At 67.8% G+C, this 17,103-nt stretch carries 14 protein-coding genes; 7 read left to right on the forward strand and 7 right to left on the reverse strand.

Annotated elements, in window-relative coordinates:
• Positions 1-27 precede the first annotated feature (27 nt).
• Positions 28-1,686 carry an adenylate/guanylate cyclase domain-containing protein gene (locus D3H34_RS24045; RefSeq protein ID WP_119556755.1) on the forward strand — a complete coding sequence of 553 codons (1,659 nt, stop codon included), beginning with the start codon at positions 28-30 and terminating at the stop codon, positions 1,684-1,686.
• 126 nt (positions 1,687-1,812) lie between these two features.
• Complete coding sequence (locus D3H34_RS24050; protein ID WP_119556756.1) at positions 1,813-2,163, forward strand: alpha/beta hydrolase; 351 nt, start codon at positions 1,813-1,815, stop codon at positions 2,161-2,163.
• Here the strand turns inward: D3H34_RS24050 and rtcA are convergent, their stop codons facing one another.
• From rtcA to D3H34_RS24070, 5 genes are all read right to left on the reverse strand, one after another.
• Positions 2,164-3,273 carry an RNA 3'-terminal phosphate cyclase gene (gene rtcA / locus D3H34_RS24055; protein WP_119556757.1) on the reverse strand — a complete coding sequence of 370 codons (1,110 nt, stop codon included), beginning with the start codon at positions 3,271-3,273 and terminating at the stop codon, positions 2,164-2,166. It lies immediately after the preceding gene.
• Positions 3,274-3,293: 20 nt separating this feature from the next.
• Entirely contained in the window at positions 3,294-3,656 is a 363-nt protein-coding gene (locus tag D3H34_RS24060; RefSeq protein WP_119556758.1) for a zinc-ribbon domain-containing protein, read from the reverse strand.
• Positions 3,657-3,714: 58 nt separating this feature from the next.
• Positions 3,715-4,557: a hypothetical protein gene (locus D3H34_RS34030; RefSeq protein ID WP_147400480.1), complete on the reverse strand. Its 843-nt coding sequence runs from the start codon at positions 4,555-4,557 to the stop codon at positions 3,715-3,717.
• Between the two features lie 2 nt (positions 4,558-4,559).
• Complete coding sequence (locus D3H34_RS24065; protein ID WP_119556759.1) at positions 4,560-5,780, reverse strand: RtcB family protein; 1,221 nt, start codon at positions 5,778-5,780, stop codon at positions 4,560-4,562.
• 318 nt (positions 5,781-6,098) lie between these two features.
• Positions 6,099-7,250 (reverse strand): slipin family protein, encoded by a 1,152-nt coding sequence (locus D3H34_RS24070; RefSeq protein WP_119556760.1) that lies wholly within the window; start codon positions 7,248-7,250, stop codon positions 6,099-6,101.
• Between the two features lie 706 nt (positions 7,251-7,956).
• Between D3H34_RS24070 and rtcR the strand changes: the two genes are divergently transcribed.
• Genes rtcR through lhpI form a run of 4 tightly spaced genes read left to right on the forward strand, consistent with a single transcriptional unit; the run spans position 7,957 to position 11,982 of the window.
• Entirely contained in the window at positions 7,957-9,576 is a 1,620-nt protein-coding gene (gene rtcR, locus D3H34_RS24075) for an RNA repair transcriptional activator RtcR (RefSeq protein ID WP_119556761.1), read from the forward strand.
• Positions 9,577-9,599: 23 nt separating this feature from the next.
• On the forward strand, positions 9,600-10,130 hold the full coding sequence (locus D3H34_RS24080; protein ID WP_119556762.1) for a 2'-5' RNA ligase family protein: 531 nt from the start codon (positions 9,600-9,602) through the stop codon (positions 10,128-10,130).
• 11 nt (positions 10,131-10,141) lie between these two features.
• The gene (locus tag D3H34_RS24085; RefSeq protein WP_119556769.1) at positions 10,142-11,011 is read left to right on the forward strand and encodes an alpha/beta hydrolase; all 870 of its coding nucleotides are present in this window, start codon (positions 10,142-10,144) and stop codon (positions 11,009-11,011) included.
• Positions 11,008-11,982, forward strand: a complete 975-nt coding sequence (gene lhpI / locus D3H34_RS24090) for a bifunctional Delta(1)-pyrroline-2-carboxylate/Delta(1)-piperideine-2-carboxylate reductase (RefSeq protein ID WP_119556763.1) — start codon at positions 11,008-11,010, stop codon at positions 11,980-11,982. Before D3H34_RS24085 ends, lhpI begins: the two co-directional genes overlap by 4 nt.
• A gap of 115 nt (positions 11,983-12,097) precedes the next feature.
• On the opposite strand, the gene D3H34_RS24095 is transcribed toward lhpI, so the two are convergent.
• On the reverse strand, positions 12,098-14,311 hold the full coding sequence (locus D3H34_RS24095; protein ID WP_119556764.1) for a TonB-dependent receptor domain-containing protein: 2,214 nt from the start codon (positions 14,309-14,311) through the stop codon (positions 12,098-12,100).
• 302 nt (positions 14,312-14,613) lie between these two features.
• Between D3H34_RS24095 and D3H34_RS24100 the strand changes: the two genes are divergently transcribed.
• Positions 14,614-14,883, forward strand: coding sequence for a hypothetical protein (locus D3H34_RS24100; protein ID WP_119556765.1), 270 nt, complete (start codon positions 14,614-14,616; stop codon positions 14,881-14,883).
• 72 nt (positions 14,884-14,955) lie between these two features.
• Here D3H34_RS24100 and D3H34_RS24105 read toward each other — a convergent pair.
• On the reverse strand, positions 14,956-17,103 hold a 2,148-nt coding region (locus D3H34_RS24105; RefSeq protein WP_119556766.1), incomplete at its 5' end, for an autotransporter family protein.

Genomic DNA, 17,103 nt, shown 5'->3' on the forward strand with positions numbered 1-17,103 from the left:
TGCTCGGGTGCCGCTTCGAACCCGTTCATGGACAGACGTTCCCGCCATCTCCCGTTTTTGACGAGGACGCCCACGCGGCGCAACCTGCGCTGGACGAGCGGATTGGTGCTGATGGCCTATATCACGGCGCACCTGTTGAACCATTCGCTGGGCATCGTTTCGTTCGCCACGGCCGAGACCGTGCTGCGCGGCGTGCAGAAGTTCTGGCACAGCCTGCCGGGCACGCTGCTGCTGTACGGCGCCGCCGCCACGCACCTGGTGCTGGCCGTGGCCGCGCTGTGGGAGCGCCGCACGCTGCGCATGCCACCGCTCGAAGCCCTGCGCGTGCTGCTGGGCTTCGCCCTGCCGCTGATGCTGGCCACCCACCTGACCGCGATGCGTGGCGCCTGGCTGGCCTACGGCATCGAGGGCTCGTACGTGCGCGTGGTCTGGGGCCTCTGGGACCTGGCCGGCGCAAGCGCGCAGCTTGGCATGATGCTCGCTGCCTGGGCCCACGGCTGCCTGGGCCTGCACTTCGCGCTGCGCATGCAGCCCCTCTACCGGCGGCTCGCCGCGCCGCTGCTGGCCGTGGCCGTGCTGCTGCCGGTGACGGCCGCGATGGGCTTCGTCTCGATGGGGCGCGAGTTCCAGTGGACCGGCGTGCCGCCCACCACGCTGCCGACGCCCGAGCAGGGCCGCGCACTCAACGCCGCCGAATCCGACCTCAAGCTCTACTACGCGCTGGCGCTGCTGGCCCTGCTTGTGGCCTACGCGGCGCGCAGCTGGTGGGCTCGACGCGCGCGAGGCGATCTCGTCTCGCTGCGTTATCCCGACCGCACCGTGCACGTGCCGCCCGGCTGGAGCGTGCTCGAGGCCAGCCGCTCGCATGGCATCGCGCACGTGTCGATCTGCGGCGGACGTGCGCGCTGCTCCACCTGCCGCGTGCGCGTGGCCGGCGCGGCCGAACACATCGGCACGCCGGGCCGCGACGAGCAGCGCACGCTCGAACGCGTGCGCGCCCCGCACGACGTGCGGCTGGCCTGCCAGTTGCGTCCGCGCGGCAACATCGAAGTGACACCGCTGTTCGCGCCGCTGTCGCGCGAGGGTCGACCTCCGCCGGTCGGCCGCTTCGGGCACGAGCGCGACGTGGCGATCCTGTTCGTCGACCTGCGGCGCTGGTCGGGCCTCTCGGAGCGGCAGTGGCCCTTCGACCTCGCCTACGTGCTCGACCGCTACTTCGCCATCGTGGGCGCCGCCGTGCGCGAAAGCGGCGGCGTGCCCAACCAGTTCATCGGGGACAGCGTGATGGCCATCTTCGGCCTCGAGACCGACCTGCCCACCGCCTGCAAGCAAGCGCTGCGCGCCACCGAACTCATCGGCGAGCGCATGGACGCGTGGAACGTCGACTTCCAGGCCCAGTTCGGCCAGCACCTGGACTTCGGCATGGGCCTTCACGCCGGGCGCGCGGCCGTGGGCGAGGTCGGCTATCTCGAGACCACCACCTTCACCGCCATCGGCGAGGTGGTCAACACTGCGAGCCGCCTGCAGGACCATTCCAAGACCGCCTCGGCGCGGCTGGTGGTCTCGCAGTTCGCGGCGCAGCAAGCCGGTGCCGAAGAAGCACTGGGGCCGGTCGACACGCTGAACGTGCGCGGGCGCTCCGAGCCGCTGCCCGTGATGTATTCACGCGCTGCACAAGCAGCCTGAACGGCCTGAGCACCATCTGCCGGATTCGGTGCGCAAACGCACAGCGCCTTCCGTCATGCGGTTTCACACTGCAGCCTGTGGCAACGACGACTGTCCGCCGCCCACAGCCTCAAGGGAAATTCCGTCATGAACAGCAAGCAACTCCTCGCCATTTCCGCCGCCGCCTTCGCCCTGCTGGGCACCGCCGGTGCGGCCCACGCCGAAACCTATGAAGGCGTGCACGCCATCACCTCGGCCGCCAGCCGCGCCGACGTGCGCACCGAAGCCGTCGCCGCTGCCCGCGCCGGCAACGAATACAGCGACGCCGTGTCGGCCAGCGTGGCCCCCGTACTGGCCTCGTCGGTGGACCGCGCCACCGTGCGCAGCCAGGCCGTGGCAACGGCCCACGCGCCGGGCCAGAACCTGAAGCGCGAAGCCTTCGTCGGCAGCGTGATTCCCACGCAAGCCCGCGAATTCACGCGCCAGGCCGGCCTGTAATCACAACGCCACCTGCACCCGCGCCGCGCGCGGGCCTGCAGCTTCGGTGATCGTGAAGCGCACCGGCAGGAAGCGCTCGATGACCGCGCAGTTCGTGCGCGTGTGCGGCGTCACTTCGCTGCAGGTGAACGCGCCCGACTGCCCCGGTTGCCGGAACACCGCCAGCGCCAGCAGCAGCGCGAGCTGGTCGGCCAGATGCGGCCCCACCGCGGCGTCTTCGTGCTTCTGGAACGCGCGCACCTCCTTCACGAGGCCGTGCGCCACCTGCTCCGCGCTCAGCGTCTTCTCGCCGAAGGCCGTGAACACCTCGGTGAGGTGCGCGTAGGCCAGCGTCACCAGCAGCGCGTTGCCTGGGCCCTCGTTCTGACGCGCCGGCAACGTGCGCAGCTGCTCGGCGTGTGCCGACCAGCCCATCGCCGCGCCCACCGTCTCGAGTTCGCGCGCCGCCACATGGCGCGGCAGGCCGGGCGCCAGGCACTCCGCATGGCCGTCGCGCAGTTCGCCACGCGACAGCAGGTCGAAGGCCTGCAGCTGCGAGCCTTCCGCCGCCGGCACGATCGTCGCGTCGACCTCGCCACCGCCGGCCGGATAGAAGCCGCAGCGGCGCAGCGTGAGCTGCAGGTCGCCGCCAAGACGACGCACCAGCGGCGCGAACGCACGCTCCAGGAAATGGAACGGCGGCGCCATCGGGTTGTGCGTGCCGCCGCTCAGCCGCAGCCGGCTCACTTGGCCCGCGGGTTGCAGCAACAGCGGCGGCAGCACGGTCTGCAGCACCAGCATGCAGCTGCCAGCACCGGCAATCGCGAAACGGTAGTCGCCCGCGCGCACCGGCCCCGGCACGAAACGCAGCGATTGCGAGCCCAGCTCGGCACCGTCGACCTGCGCACCGCTGATCTCGGCAGCCGCATGCACGCACGCCAGGTGCTGGCGCATCAAGCCCGGCTTGGCGCGACCCGCGCGGATCTTCGCGATGGTCAGCGGGCGACCGGTGATCATCGACAGTGCGAGGCCGGTGCGCAGGATCTGGCCGCCGCCTTCGCCTTGGGAGCCGTCGAGTTCGACAGCTCCTTGTTCTCGTTGTTCTCGTTGTTCTTGTTGTGCTTCCGTCATCGGGACGCGTCTTTCTTTTTTCAGTCGTTTGTTGTTGACGTCGTTCGTGTTCGCGGCGTTCCAAGCCGGCAAGCGCGACAGCGCACCGCCGTGCCGTGGATGCTGCCGAGCGCCACCTCGTACCACCACTTCTGCTGCTTGGCCGTCCACACCTCTTGCGCGCCGCAGTCGCGGCAGGTGAACGCCTTGTCGACGTAGAAAGTGGGCAGCGGGCCGTAGGTGTTGTTGTGCGCGGCGAGCAAAGCCGTGTCGGCCACGACCATGCCGTCAGCGCGCAGCAGGCCGGCATCGACTTGTTGCCGCTGCAGCAAAGCCACGGCGCGCGCGGCACGTTCGAGGCGATGCGCCTTGATCTCGGCGCGGCGTTGCTTGTTGCTTTTCATCTTCTGCCTCCTTCAAACCAGGCATACCCAGCAGAATTTCATCTCCAGACCGCGCCGTCTACTGAAGCCTTCGCTCCCTCACACGTTCAAAGACTTGAAGAAGTAGCGATTCGTACGCTACGAGCAGGCTGCGCATGGCTGATAGTTGCAGACGATTTGCAGAGAACGCTTCGATATGCCGAAGCGGCGGCCGATCACCAAAACCATATGAGACACCCGGTCGCAGGGTCACAGTGCGAACCACATAGGGAACTATTCCCCTTTCAAAGTGCGGCGCAATGCTGTGACTCGATACATTTCTGTAGTCCATCGAATCTTGACGATATGCGTCGTCGTCAATGCACTCCAGCAAGTTCAATACCCCCTCCGCCTCCGGCCATCTCTGTACGAAATCGATTGCTTGTTTGGTTTGCCGATCGCGAGAAAGATACCTACTACGCGGCACTTTACCTGCCGAGAGAAGGGCTCGATCTGCTTTATCGCTGCCCAGAGAATCCAGATAGCCGGTATTCACGCTCATGCTGGCGTGATGCAACGCAAAGTTCAAAGCCCGAAGCACGCGATCGCGCATCGCACTCGGCTCCAACATGCAGCCGCGAGCAACGGAATCGACAAACTCAATGCGCAAGTCCCATTGCTCCTCGGGACCGTACTCTCGGAGCACTCGATTCCATGCACACCACTTCTTTAGCTCTCCAACCCATCGATTCTGGCAATTGATGAGCTCTCTCAGGTCGCTCCTGATCTGGCGATCAATGAATGGCACTTTGAACTCGACAGAGTCGCCATCCTCGCAAAGATCGTATGCGTGATACCCCTCTATCTGCGGGCCATGCGTGACCCTGGAGTAGCGATCCTCAATCATGAACTGATACGCCTGCACCAAAGCTTCGCTTTCCATACTCACCCCTTCACACACACCACCTGCTTGAGCGTGTAAACCACCTCCACCAGGTCCTTCTGCGCCTCCATCACCGCGTCGATGTCCTTGTAGGCCATCGGGATTTCGTCGATCACGTCGGCGTCCTTGCGGCACTCGACACCTTCGGTCGCGGCGATCTGGTCGGCGATGGTGAAGAGCTTTTTCGCCTTCGTCCGGCTCATCTTTCGACCGGCGCCGTGGCTGCAGCTCATGAAGCTCTCGGAGTTGCCCTTGCCGCGCACGATGTAGCTCTTGGCGCCCATGCTGCCGGGGATGATCCCCAGCTCGCCGGCCTTCGCGCTCACCGCGCCCTTGCGGGTCACGAGCACGTCTTCGCCGAAGTGCGTCTCGCGGCTCACGTAGTTGTGGTGGCAGTTCACCGCTTCCACATGCGCCTCGAACGGCTTGGCGATGACCTTGCGCGCGGCCGCGACCACGCGCTGCATCATCACTTCGCGGTTCGCACGTGCGAACTTCTGGGCCCAGCCCACCGCGCGCACGTAGTCGCCGAAGTACTTGGCGCCTTCCTCGAAGTACGCCAGGTCCTGGTCGGGCAGGTTGCGCTGGTGCAGCTGCGCGTCCTTCTTCGCGAGTTCGATGAAGTGCGTGCCGATGGCATTTCCCACGCCACGCGAACCCGAGTGCAGCATGAACCACACGGCGCCCGCTTCGTCCAGGCACACCTCGATGAAGTGGTTGCCGGTACCCAGCGTTCCCAGGTGCTTGTGGTTGTTCGTGTTCTTGATGCGCGGGTAGTCCTCGCAGATCAGTTCGAACTCGTCCACCAGCTTGGCCCAGGCCGCGTCGGTTTCGTCGGGCGGGGTTTCCCACGATCCCTTGTCGCGGCCCATGCGCTTGGGGTTCGAGCCGTGCGGCACGGCCTTCTCGATCGCCGAGCGCAGCGGGCCCAGGTTGTCGGGCAGGTCGCGCGCGTTGAGCGTGGTCTTGCAGGCCATCATTCCGCAGCCGATGTCCACGCCGACGGCGGCAGGGATGATGGCCTTGAAGGTCGGGATCACCGAGCCCACGGTCGCGCCGATGCCGTAGTGCACGTCGGGCATGGCCGCGATGTGCTTGAACACGATCGGCAGGCGCGCGGCGTTCTCGAGCTGCTTCTGCGCCTCGTCTTCCACGGGGACGCCGTTCGTCCACATCTTCACGGGGACGCCGTTGGCGACTTCATGCAGTTTGTAGTTCGTCATTTTTCGTTCCTCTCTCTTTCTCTCTTCGTCTGTCTATTCTTCACGCGCATTTGGTGGACACGGCGGGATTCGAACCCGCATCAATACGGCGACCATGGTGCTTGAGTCCGATGGCCCAGTCGACGATTGGAAACGCGCGCCAGTGACAGACCCGTCATCGGAGCCAGCACCTGCATCCTCAACCTTGCTCGTCAACCGACTTGCCCGCCGTACCTGGTCTTACCCAGGCTGCCGGCAATTTCAAACATTTTTGGCAGTGGCGCTCCCTTCTGTGCCTGCGTGCCCGTGTCTCTCTTGTCTCTTCTGTCCATCTATCGCTCAGGAACCGTTCGGCCGCAGCGTCACGAGTCCGTTGAGCACCTGGTCCAGGCCGCCGACCACCGAGATCTTGTCGATGCGCTCGGCCACGCGTTCCAGCGTCTCGAGTTCCTTCATGCGCAAGGCGACGGGGTTGCCCTCCATCACCTTCGCGGTGTTCAGCAGCGAGCGCGTGGCCGCGGTTTCCTCGCGGCGGCGGATCACGTTGGCCTGGGCCGACTTCTCGGCCTCCACCACCTGCGCGAGGATGGTCTTCATCTCGCCCGGCAGGATGATGTCCTTCACGCCCACGCTCTCCAGCACCACGCCCGACCCTTCGAGCCGCTCACGCACCTGCGCCAGCACCGTCTGGTCGATGGCCGACTTGTTCTCCAGCAGTGCGTCGAGCGTCTGCTCGCCCACCGCCGCGCGCAGGCCGAACTGCAACTCGCGGTACACATGCTCGGCCGGCTTGGGCATCTGCGCCAGGGCCTGCCGCACATCGGAGAAGCGCCACACCGCCGACAGGTTCAGCCGCAGCCCCACCTTGTCGCGGGTCAGGATCTCCTGGCCGCTCACTTCGGCGATCTGCGAACGCAGATCCACGCTGGTCACCGCCACCTGCCGGTTGAAGCGCCAGAAGCCGTGGTTGCCCGGCGGCAGCAGCGCCTGCATCTGGCCTTCGAGGGTCAGCACGCCGGCATGGAACTCGGGCACCTGCACCAGCAGCGCGCCTTCGAGCCCCTGCACCGCGCGCGGACGCAGCGCCACGCTCTGCAGCTTGGCCAGCAGCTCGGCCGGCAGGCGTGCATCGGCGGCCACGTCGATCACGTCGACGCGCTGCTCGCGCAGGCCGCGCCAGTAGAGCTTGCGGGTGGCGGGCGGCAGGATCTGCACCAGCACGCCGTCTTCATGGCGCAGGCCGACCTCGGTCTCGCCCAGCGACACCTGCACGAACTCGCGCTGCACCAGCTCCGGCTCGCGCGCCAGGAAGTAGTCGGCCAGTTCGTGGTCGAAGGCCGGCTCCGCCAGCGAGAAGCGTTCGAGCTGCACGGTGTCGAAGCCGGTGAACACGCGGTGCTTGCCGGCGGCATACAGCCCGTCGAAATCGCCGTTGCGCAGCAGCAGCACGCGTTCGTTCTTCTTCACGGTGAATTGGTTGAATCCCAGCATTTTTCTTCCTCTCTTTTCTTCTTCGTTTCGGTTGTCGTTCGTTGTTTGTCTGCGTTGCGTCACTGCGTATAGGGGCCCACGAAGGGCAGACGGCGGGCACCGTGGCTTGCAAGGTCAGCCCTGCAGCGGTCGACGGAGCCGGTGCGATGGCGCCGCCGCTCGGGCTGCGCCATCGCCTCCTTCCGCGTCGATGGCTGCATGCGGTTCCTTGCAGAACACGCGATGCGCAAGCCGCCTGCACTGGCACGGTGTCGCTCGGCCGGGCCCTGCCCTGCGCCTCGCTCCGGTGTGCCGGGGCGGTGGGGCTTTCGCCCCCATCAAAGCGACGGTGCGAACACCGCCGATGGTTGTTTGCGGGAATCGAACCCGCCACGCCGTGTGTGAGCACGGTGCTCGACCATGAGCAGACTGGAACAAGTCCAGTGACCAAAGCAGCTCACCAGCGGCATACCGCGGACCCAAGAACAGGTCTGGCCTGCGGCACCGGGCCGCTGTGATGCGGCACCTGGGAGCGGATGAACTGCATCCGGACACTTTCTCTATTGCAGCGAGCGTGCCAACTTGCTGGCAGCCCGGCAGAAAACCTGGAGACGGCGATGCAAGTCATTGACCAGAAAGGGAAATTTCTTCTTCTCTGCATGTGACACGGCGACCATCCCTTGCTAGCATTCAGATAATTTCTAGAAATTCAGCTAGCCTTTTATCCATGAAGCCCATCGTCGTCATCGGTTTCCTCGGCACCCAGCTCGACGCCGGCCAGGGCGCGGGCCGCTGGAACAAGTGGCGCCCCACCGTCTCGCTCGCGCAGCACGACGACATGGTGGTCGCGCGCATCGAGCTGCTGCACACGCGCAAGCACACGGCGCTGGCCGAGGTGGTGAAGGCCGACATCGCCGCGGTGTCGCCCGAAACCACCGTCAACCTCGTGCCCTTCGATCTCGAAGACCCCTGGGACTTCGGCGAGGTCTACACGCGCCTGTACGACTGGGCGCGCGCCTACCCTTTCCAGCCCGAGCGCGAGCAGTACTGGACGCACATCACCACCGGCACGCACGTCGCGCAGATCTGCATGTTCCTGCTGTCGGAGTCGCGCGTGGTGCCGGGCGTGCTGGCCCAGACCTCGCCGCCGCGCAAGCAGCGCCAGGGCGACGCGGGCAAGGTCGCGCTGATCGACCTCGACCTGTCGCGCTACGACCCGATCGCGCGCCGCTTCGACGCCGACCAGCGCGACGCGGTGGCGTTCCTGAAGAGCGGCATCGCCACGCGCAATGCGCGCTTCAACGCGCTCATCGACGAGATCGAGCGCGTGGCGGTGCGCTCGCGCGCGCCGATCCTGCTGGTGGGGCCGACAGGCGCGGGCAAGTCTTTCCTCGCGCGCCGCATGTTCGAACTGAAGCAGGCGCGCCACCAGGTGACGGGGCCGTTCGTCGAAGTGAACTGCGCCACGCTGCGCGGCGACGGCGCGGCCTCCACGCTGTTCGGGCACAAGAAGGGCTCGTTCACCGGGGCGGCGAGCGACCGTGCGGGACTGCTGCGCGCCGCGCACCAGGGCGCGCTGTTCCTCGACGAGATCGGCGAACTCGGCCTCGATGAGCAGGCGATGCTGCTCAAGGCCATCGAGGAAAAGCGCTTCTTCCCTGTCGGCGCCGACAAGGAAGTGGAGAGCGACTTCCAACTGATCGCCGGCACGAACCGCGACCTGCGACGCGACGTGGCGCAGGGGCGCTTTCGCGAAGACCTGTTCGCGCGCATCAACCTCTGGACCTACGACCTGCCCGGCCTCGCGCAACGGCCCGAGGACATAGAGCCCAACCTTGACCACCTGCTGGCCCTGCACGCCGCCGAGAACCACCGCGTGGTGCGCTTCAACGCCGAAGCGCGCACGACCTACCTGCGCTTTGCGCAAAGCAGCGAGGCGATCTGGCGCGGCAACTTCCGCGACCTCTCGGCGAGCGTGACACGGCTCGCGACGCTGGCTGACGGCGGGCGCATCGCCGTCGCGCTGGTCGAAGCGGAGATCGCGCGGCTGCGCTGGCTGTGGAAGCACGAGGGCACGGGCACTGCAGCTGCAACAGGCGACGACGTCGACCTGGAGGCCCTGCTCGGCGAAGAGAAGTTCGCCGGGCTCGACCTCTTCGATCGCCTGCAGCTCGAAGCGGTGGTGCGCGTGTGCCGCCAGTCGCGCACCCTGTCGGACGCGGGGCGGCAGTTGTTCCAGGCCTCGCGGACGCAGCGCAGCGTGGTGAACGATGCGGACCGGCTGCGCAAGTACCTGGGCAAGATGGGGCTGGACTGGGCACGCGTTTCGACCGATGTGCGCCCTTGAAGGCGTGGGCTATCCTCCGCCCGATGCCCATCTCCGCCTTCGCCGTGAAGGTCCCCGCGGCCGAAGCCATCGCCGCAGACCTTCGCCGCCGTTTCGATCCCACCGTGGCACTCGGCGTGCCCGCGCACATCACGCTGCTCGTGCCCTTCATGGACCCCGCGCGGATCACCGATGACGTGCTCGCCCGCGCGCAGCGCGTGCTGCAACGCACGGCGTCGTTCTCCTTCTCGCTCGGCAAGGTCGGGCGCTTTCCCGAGACCGCCTACCTGGCGCCGGAGCCCGCCGCGCCGTTCATCGAGATGACGCGTGCGCTGGTGAAGGAGTTTCCCGAGTTCCCTCCGTACGACGGCGCGCATGACGACATCATTCCGCATCTGTCGGTGGCGCACGGCAATGCATTGCATGCCGAAGAAGCTGCCATCGAGCTGCAAGCCCGCCTGCTCGCAGCGGGGCCTGTGCAGGCACGCTGCACGGAAGTGACGCTCATCGAGAACGCGTCGGGGCGATGGGTGGACATGGATGTCTTTCCGTTGCCTGCCGCCTCCGGCATGTGATGAGCCTGCACATGACCCGCAACACCGTCTCAACCCGCCCGTGGTGGAAGTTCCCACTGCTCGCCCTCCCCCTCTTCCTGCTCGGCGGCTGCGTCCAGTCGATGTTCTATTACCCTGACCGCGTGCGCTACGAGACGCCCGACGCGCTGGGCCTGCGCTACGAGAGCGTGCGTTTCACCAGCGCCGACGGCACGCGGCTGAACGGTTGGTTCATTCCCGCCGCAGGCCGGCCGGACCCGAAGGTGGCCAAGGGCACCGTGGTGCATTTCCACGGCAACGCGCAGAACATGAGCAGCCACTGGCGCTTCGTGGCGTGGCTGCCCAGGCAGGACTACAACGTCTTCGTGTTCGACTACCGCGGCTATGGCGAATCGGAAGGCAAGCCCGAACCGAAGGGCGTGTTCGAGGATTCGAACGCCGCGCTCGACCACGTGCGCGCCCGCGCGGATGTCGATGCGTCACGGCTGTTCGTCTTCGGGCAGAGCCTGGGCGGCACGAATGCGATCGCCGCTGTCGGGTCGGGCAATCGGACCGGGGTGAAGGCGGTGGCGATCGAGTCGACCTTCTACTCGTACAGCGCGATCGCCAACGACAAGCTGCCCGGCGCCGGCCTGCTGGTGGGCAACGACTATGCAGCTTCGAAGTATGTGGCGGCCATCGCGCCGATTCCGCTGCTGCTGATCCACGGCACGGCCGATGCGGTGATTCCCCACGGCCACTCGCAGCGCCTGCTGGCCGAGGCGAAGGAACCCAAGCAGCTGATCGAGGTGCCGGGCGCCGGCCACCTCGAGCCGATGTCCGCGCCGCGCTTCGGCACCATCTATCAGCAGACCCTCACCCGCTTCTTCGAGAGCGCATCGACGCTCCCCTCCCGCCCATGAAACACTTCGACGAAGCCGCCACCGGCGCACCCCTGAGCTTCGAGCGGCTCGTGCCCGCACTGCGCGCCGCCTTCGCGGCCGAGGCGCAGGTGCCGCCGCGCCATGTGCACAGCATCGAGACCGGCGGCGACGCGGCCACGCGCGGCACGGTGCTGATCATGCCGGCGTGGAGCGATGCCGGCTTTCTCGGCATCAAGACGATCAACATCTTCCCGGGCAACGGCGCGCGCGGCCTGCCCGGGCTGCACGCGACCTACGTGCTGTACAACGCGCGCACCGGCGTGCCGCTGGCGATGATGGACGGCAACGAGATCACTGCGCGACGCACGGCGGCCGCGGCGGCGCTGGGCGCTTCATTTCTGGCGCGCACCGGTGCGCGCAAGCTGCTGGTGCTGGGCACCGGCCGTATCGCGCGCATGCTGCCCGCCGCGCACGCCACCGTGCGCCCCATCGACGAGGTGTGGGTGTGGAACCACCGGCCCGAAGGCGCCGAGGCGCTGGCCGCGCAGTGGCGCGCCGACGGATGGAATGCGCAGGCGGCCGGCACCGACCTCGAAGCGGCCGTGCGCAACGCCGACATCGTGAGTTGCGCCACGCTGGCGACCGCGCCGCTGGTGCGCGGCGAATGGCTCGCGCCGGGCGCGCACCTGGACCTGATCGGCAGTTTCACGCCGGCGATGCGCGAGGCCGATGTTCAGTGCTTCGCGAACGCACGCACCTTCATCGACACGCCCGAGGCCTTGCAAAAGGCCGGCGATCTGCTCGATGCGATCGCGGCCGGCACGTTACGCGCCGACGCGGTGCAGGGCACGCTCGCCGAGCTGTGCCGTGGCGCGCGGCCCGGGCGCACCGGCGACGCCGAGCGCACGGTGTTCAAGGCCGTGGGCAGCGCGCTGGAAGACCTGACCGCCGCAACGCTGGTGTGGCGCGCGCTCGAAACACCTCAGCAGGCAGCGGACCGCACGGCTTGATACCGGCGCGATCCGGTCGCGAGACACCGCAGAACCGGCTTTGCCGGGCTGCAGGTGTCGCCCCCGGTAGGGGGTTGGCGAAGCGACACGAAGTGCGCGAAGCCTGGGGGCGAGCCTAGAAGGTCACATTCGCGGACAGCCAGATGGTGCGTCCGGCCGGCGTGGTGCCTGCCACCGACGCACCGCCCTGGAAGTACTCGTTGACCCAGGCCGAGGTGCCGGCCAGGTTCACCTGCTGGAACTTGCGGAAGTCCTTGTTGAACAGGTTGTTCACATTGGCGTTCAGGCGCACGTTCTTCGACACCTGGTAGGAGCCGCCGAGGTGGAACAGGTGGTAGGCCTTGATGTCGCCCACCGCACGGTAGATCGCCAGGTTGTTGCCCGTCAGGCGCGCCGGGTCGCCCGTGAAGCGCGGGCTCTTGCCGCGGTATTCGCCGCGCAGCCAGAAGCGCCACTTGTCGTTGGGGTTCCAGTCGACTTGCGCATGCAGCAGGTGCCGCGCGGTGTCGGCGAGCTTGCCGTTCTTGACGCCGCCCTCGATCACTTCGCTGTCGGTCCAGGTGTAGCCCGCCTTCAGGCCCCAAGCCTTGCTCAATTGCACGCGGCTGCTCAGTTCCATGCCCCAGGTCTTGGCCTGGTCGACGTTGACCGAGTAGTTCGCGGTCGGGTCGACCACGCAGCTGGAGATGCGCGACACGCTGCAGTCGCCGCCGCTGGCGATCTTGTCTTTCACCTTGTTGTGGAACAGGGTCGCCGAGGCGGTCAGGCCCTTCTGGTTGTTGAACAGCGCCGACAGTTCGGTGCTGGTGCTGGTCTCGGGTTTGAGGTTCGGGTTGCCGATGTTGAGCGTGGCGCCCTGCCCGCTCACGCCGCTGATGCCGTCGATGAGCTGGTTCAGGCGCGGCGCGCGGAAGCCCTTGCTGACGCCGCCCTTGAAGGTCCACTGCGGCGTCGCGTCCCAGACGAGGTAGCCGCGCGGGCTCACATGGCCGCCGAAGGCGCTGTGGTGGTCGTAGCGGCCGCCCAGCGTGGCGGTGAGGCCCGGTGCGAGGCGCCATTCGTCTTCCGCGAACAGCGCCCACATGGTTTGCGTCTGCGAGCGCGGCAGCAGGCCGTCGACCAGCTTGGCGTCCCACCACTGGCCGCCGACGGTCAGCACGTGGGCGTCGCCCACCGGCGCGACCAGCTTGCTGTCGAGCACGAGGTTGGTGGTCTTGAGTTCGCGCGCGCGGCCGCGATCGGCTTCGTTCAACCAGTACACGGTGCGGCGGGCCGCGGCATTGCGCGGAATGGCGCCGCCGGGGATCGTGCGGCCGACGGTCTCGGTGGTGGTGTGCATCAGGCTGCTTTCCACCGTGCCGAAGCCCAGGCGTCCGGTGTGGCCGATGGCGACCTGGTCGCGGTTGAAGCGCAGCGCGTCGGCATAGCCCGGCGGGTTGTTGCCGGTGCGGTTGGGCGCGGCCGCGTCGCGCGTGCCCAGGCGACCGTCTTCGTTGTCGTACCAGGTGCGGCCGGATTCCACGTCGAGCCAAATGTCGTGCTGGCGGTTGGGCGTGAGCATCAGGCGGCCGCCCACGCTGTGCTGGCGGCTTTCGGCGGGCGCGGGGTTGCGGGCGGTCGCAGGCTGCGCCTGGCCCGGTGCCAGCACCCAGTCGGCCGCCTCGCGGCGGTAGATGTTGCCGCGCAGGGTCAGGCCCAGCAGGTCGGTGGCCACGGGGCCGCTCAGGTACACGCTGGAGCGCGTCTGCGAGCCCCACTCACTGTCCTGCGGAATGCCGGTTTCCATCGTGACCTGGCCACCCCATTCGCGCGCCACCTTGCGCGTGATGATGTTGACCACGCCGCCCATGGCATCGGAGCCGTACAGCGTCGACATCGGGCCGCGGATGACCTCGATGCGCTCGATGGCCGCCAGCGGCGGCATGAAGCTGGTGTGCGCGGCGCCGAAGCCGTTGGGCGTCACGTCGCCGGCCACGTTCTGGCGCCGGCCGTCGATGAGGATCAGCGTGTAGTCGCTGGGCATGCCGCGGATCGAGATGTCCAGGCCCCCGGTCTTGCCGGTGCCGCCGCCGACGTCGATGCCTTCGACGTTCTGCAGCGCTTCGGCCAGGTCGCGGAACTGGCGCGTTTCCAGCTCCTGGCGCGTGATGACCGAAATGGACGCGGGCGCGTCCTTGAGTTCCTGCTCGAAGCCGGTGGCGCTGACGACGACCTCGCGCAGTTCCTGCTCAGCGGGCGTCTGAGCGAACAGGGCGGGGGAAAAGAGAGAAGCGGCGGCCAGCGCCAGCAAGGACGGACGCGACCGAAGGCCGCGATGCGAGAACAACATGCAAAAACTCCACGGGAAACGGCAGGAAAAACAGGGCCGCTCTCGGGTGCGTTGTTGTTGCGTACCAACTGATCAGCATCAATTGTATTGAGAATGAAAACAAATATTATTTACATCCAAGGAACCGAAGGGACATCGCGAACGGCTGATGGCGCTTCGTGTAGGCCCTGCTTCCGGCCTCCCGACAAACCCCATGTCAGCCGAAAGTTCATCTTGAATTCAGGGGCGGATACGTCATCTGACGAATGGCAGCCCGCGAAGGGCGTCGTTAATCTTGAACAAGAAAAAAAGAGAGGTCCGCCATGCTCACCATCCTTCAGAAAGCCGTGATCCTCGGGAAGGCCGGCGTCGATGTGCCCACCCGCCCGGCCGACGACCAGTCCACGCCGATGGCCACGGGCTCGCCGGTGAAGGCGGAAGGCGTGTCGCAGAAGGCGCACGAGTGGGCACGGGCCGTGGAAACCCTGTACGTCACCTACGTCGCGGCACGCGCCGCGAAGAGCCTGCGCGACGCTGAAGAAGCACGGCAGGCGGCCATGCTGCGGCAGTTGTCGGCTGCGGTGCAGGCCTGAGCATCTCCAATCACGCCGGAGAAGCGATGCCATCAGGCGGGGCCTGACGTCGCACGGCGCCCCTTCGCGAGATCACCAGCGAATCTTCACGCCGACGCTCGCGTTCACCCCGCTCTTGATGCGTGCATCGCCGCCGGAGCCCGACCACAGCTTGCCCACCTCCGCATACACGCTCGTGTTCTCGGCCACCTGCAGCGTGGCCCCGACCGCCAGCTCGGTGCTGTGGCCGCCGGTGCGCGTCGCGATGTCCGCGACACCGGCCGGGCCGACAAAACGGGTGACGTCGGTACCGCTGCTGTTGCGGTAGAAATTGACCCGCGCATAGGGCTGCAACAGCCCGGCGCTGGTGACGAACTCGCCCTTCACGCGCACGCCGGCGCGTGCCCGCCAACCGTTGTGGCTCTTCTGCTGCACGAGGGCGCCGGAGATGCCCGTGTCGCCCAGGCTCACCCGCTGGTGCACCAGCTGCACCTGCGGCTCGACGGTCCAGTGCTGCGCAATGGCAATCGACTGCCCCACCTCGATGGACGCCAACACGCTGTTGCCCTTGCCGCCCCTGGAGAAGCCCAGCGTGGGCATGGCGGTGTAGCGGTGGCGGCCGGCCTGCAAAACGCCGTCGACGTACACGCCGCTGCCGTGCTTCCAGGTGGCATAGGCCCCCAAGTATTCGCTCTTCTGGTTGTTGGCGCCCACCGCGCGGTTTGCCAGGCCGCTGGCAAAGCCGTTCACGCGCATGTCGCCGTCGAGCTGGCCGACGTACACGCCCACACGCCAATCGGGGTTGGCCCACAGGTCGGTGCCGGCCTGGAAGCCCGTGAGGCGCCCCTTGCTCGTGGGGCTCACGGTGCCGCCCTGCGCGATGGTGCGGTCGGTGCTGATGATGCGGCCCCAGGCCTCGCGGTAGCCCTGCGTCGGCTTGGCCGGGTTCGCGCCCGCTACAAGGTCCTCGCCCATGCGCAGGCGCCTGTTGCCGAGCATCGCGAAGCTGGACTGGCGCAGCTGCTCGGGCAGCGCGGCGTACATCGGTACTTCGGCGCGGTAGGTGGGCACGGCGAGCACGGGCACGCCGCCGGTGCCGCCAGTGCCCGAGCCGCCACCGCCGGCAGGCGGCGTGACGGGCGGGACAGGCGTCACGGGCGCCGCGGTCGACCGCAGGTACCAGTTCTCGCCCGCGCCGGTGGCGTCGGCCGCATGCAGCCGGTACTCGTAGGCGCCCGCATCGACGTGCGTGCCGGCCAGCGCGAACGCGCTCTTGTTGGTCTGCGCGGTGGTGGTCGCGCCGTTGATGGCGCTGATCACTTCGATGCCGTTGCCCGTGGTGAGTGCGCCCAGGCCGCCCAGGTTGGTGATCTGCACGTGGGTCGTGCCGCTGGCGACGGCGGTGGCGCCGCTCAGGATGAGCCGGTCGCTCGCGCTCGCGCTGCCGCCCAGCGCGGTACCCAGTCGCAGCGTGCCGCCGTTGCCTACCCAGGGACCGGCGACGGTGAGCGTGGTGCCGGGTACCGCACCGACCAGCGACACCGTGCCGCCGTGGGTCATCGACGCGATGGTCTGGCTGTTGCCGGCCAGGTCGAGCGTCGCGCCGGCGGCCACGGTGAAGGGGCTCGCGCTGCTGAGCACGTTGGCGGCGCCGGCGCGCAGCGTGCCCGCCGCGACGTTGGTCGCGCCCGCGTGGGTGTCGGTACCGCTCAGCGTCAGCACGCCCGCGCCGGCCTTCACGAGATCGGCGGAGCCGGAGATCGCGCCTGTCCACGCCAGGTCGTTCCCGTTGGTGTCGACGGTGCCCGTGCCGCCCAGCAGCAGGGCGTTGCTGACGCTGAGGCCCCCGGCCCCCGCGACGACGCTGGCGGTCGCGCCCGCGCCGATCGAAATCGCGCCCGTCATCGACGAGCCGGTGTTCAGCGTGAGGCTGTTGGTGCCGCCCGTGAACGCGACCGCCGCGGCGCGGGTGACGCCGTCGCCGCCCAGGCCACCCGAGATGGTTCCGCCATTGGTCAGCGCGAGGTTGGCGCCCGTCACCCCGGCGCCGCCCACGCCGTTGGCACCGCTCGGCCCGCCGTTGCTGTTGGCGCCGCCGACGCCACCCGCCCCGCCGGTGATGGAACCGGTGTTGGTGATGCTTGCGCCCGCACCGATCGACGCGAGGCCGGCCCCGCCATCGCCGCCACCGCCCGGTGAACCGGTGCCGCCCGCGCCGCCGCCGGCCGCACCGCCAGCGCC

The sequence above is a fragment of the Acidovorax cavernicola genome, from assembly GCF_003581445.1.

Excerpts from the sequence above, each read along its gene's own strand:
- D3H34_RS24045 (WP_119556755.1), top strand. The coding sequence starts at position 28 with ATGGACAGACGTTCCCGCCATCTCCCGTTTTTGACGAGGACGCCCACG.
- rtcR (WP_119556761.1), top strand. The coding sequence starts at position 7,957 with ATGAAGCCCATCGTCGTCATCGGTTTCCTCGGCACCCAGCTCGACGCC.
- D3H34_RS24065 (WP_119556759.1), bottom strand. The coding sequence starts at position 5,780 with ATGACGAACTACAAACTGCATGAAGTCGCCAACGGCGTCCCCGTGAAG.
- lhpI (WP_119556763.1), top strand. The coding sequence starts at position 11,008 with ATGAAACACTTCGACGAAGCCGCCACCGGCGCACCCCTGAGCTTCGAG.
- D3H34_RS24060 (WP_119556758.1), bottom strand. The coding sequence starts at position 3,656 with ATGAAAAGCAACAAGCAACGCCGCGCCGAGATCAAGGCGCATCGCCTC.
- D3H34_RS24080 (WP_119556762.1), top strand. The coding sequence starts at position 9,600 with ATGCCCATCTCCGCCTTCGCCGTGAAGGTCCCCGCGGCCGAAGCCATC.
- rtcA (WP_119556757.1), bottom strand. The coding sequence starts at position 3,273 with ATGACGGAAGCACAACAAGAACAACGAGAACAACGAGAACAAGGAGCT.
- D3H34_RS24050 (WP_119556756.1), top strand. The coding sequence starts at position 1,813 with ATGAACAGCAAGCAACTCCTCGCCATTTCCGCCGCCGCCTTCGCCCTG.
- D3H34_RS34030 (WP_147400480.1), bottom strand. The coding sequence starts at position 4,557 with ATGGAAAGCGAAGCTTTGGTGCAGGCGTATCAGTTCATGATTGAGGAT.
- D3H34_RS24100 (WP_119556765.1), top strand. The coding sequence starts at position 14,614 with ATGCTCACCATCCTTCAGAAAGCCGTGATCCTCGGGAAGGCCGGCGTC.
- D3H34_RS24085 (WP_119556769.1), top strand. The coding sequence starts at position 10,142 with ATGACCCGCAACACCGTCTCAACCCGCCCGTGGTGGAAGTTCCCACTG.
- D3H34_RS24095 (WP_119556764.1), bottom strand. The coding sequence starts at position 14,311 with ATGTTGTTCTCGCATCGCGGCCTTCGGTCGCGTCCGTCCTTGCTGGCG.
- D3H34_RS24070 (WP_119556760.1), bottom strand. The coding sequence starts at position 7,250 with ATGCTGGGATTCAACCAATTCACCGTGAAGAAGAACGAACGCGTGCTG.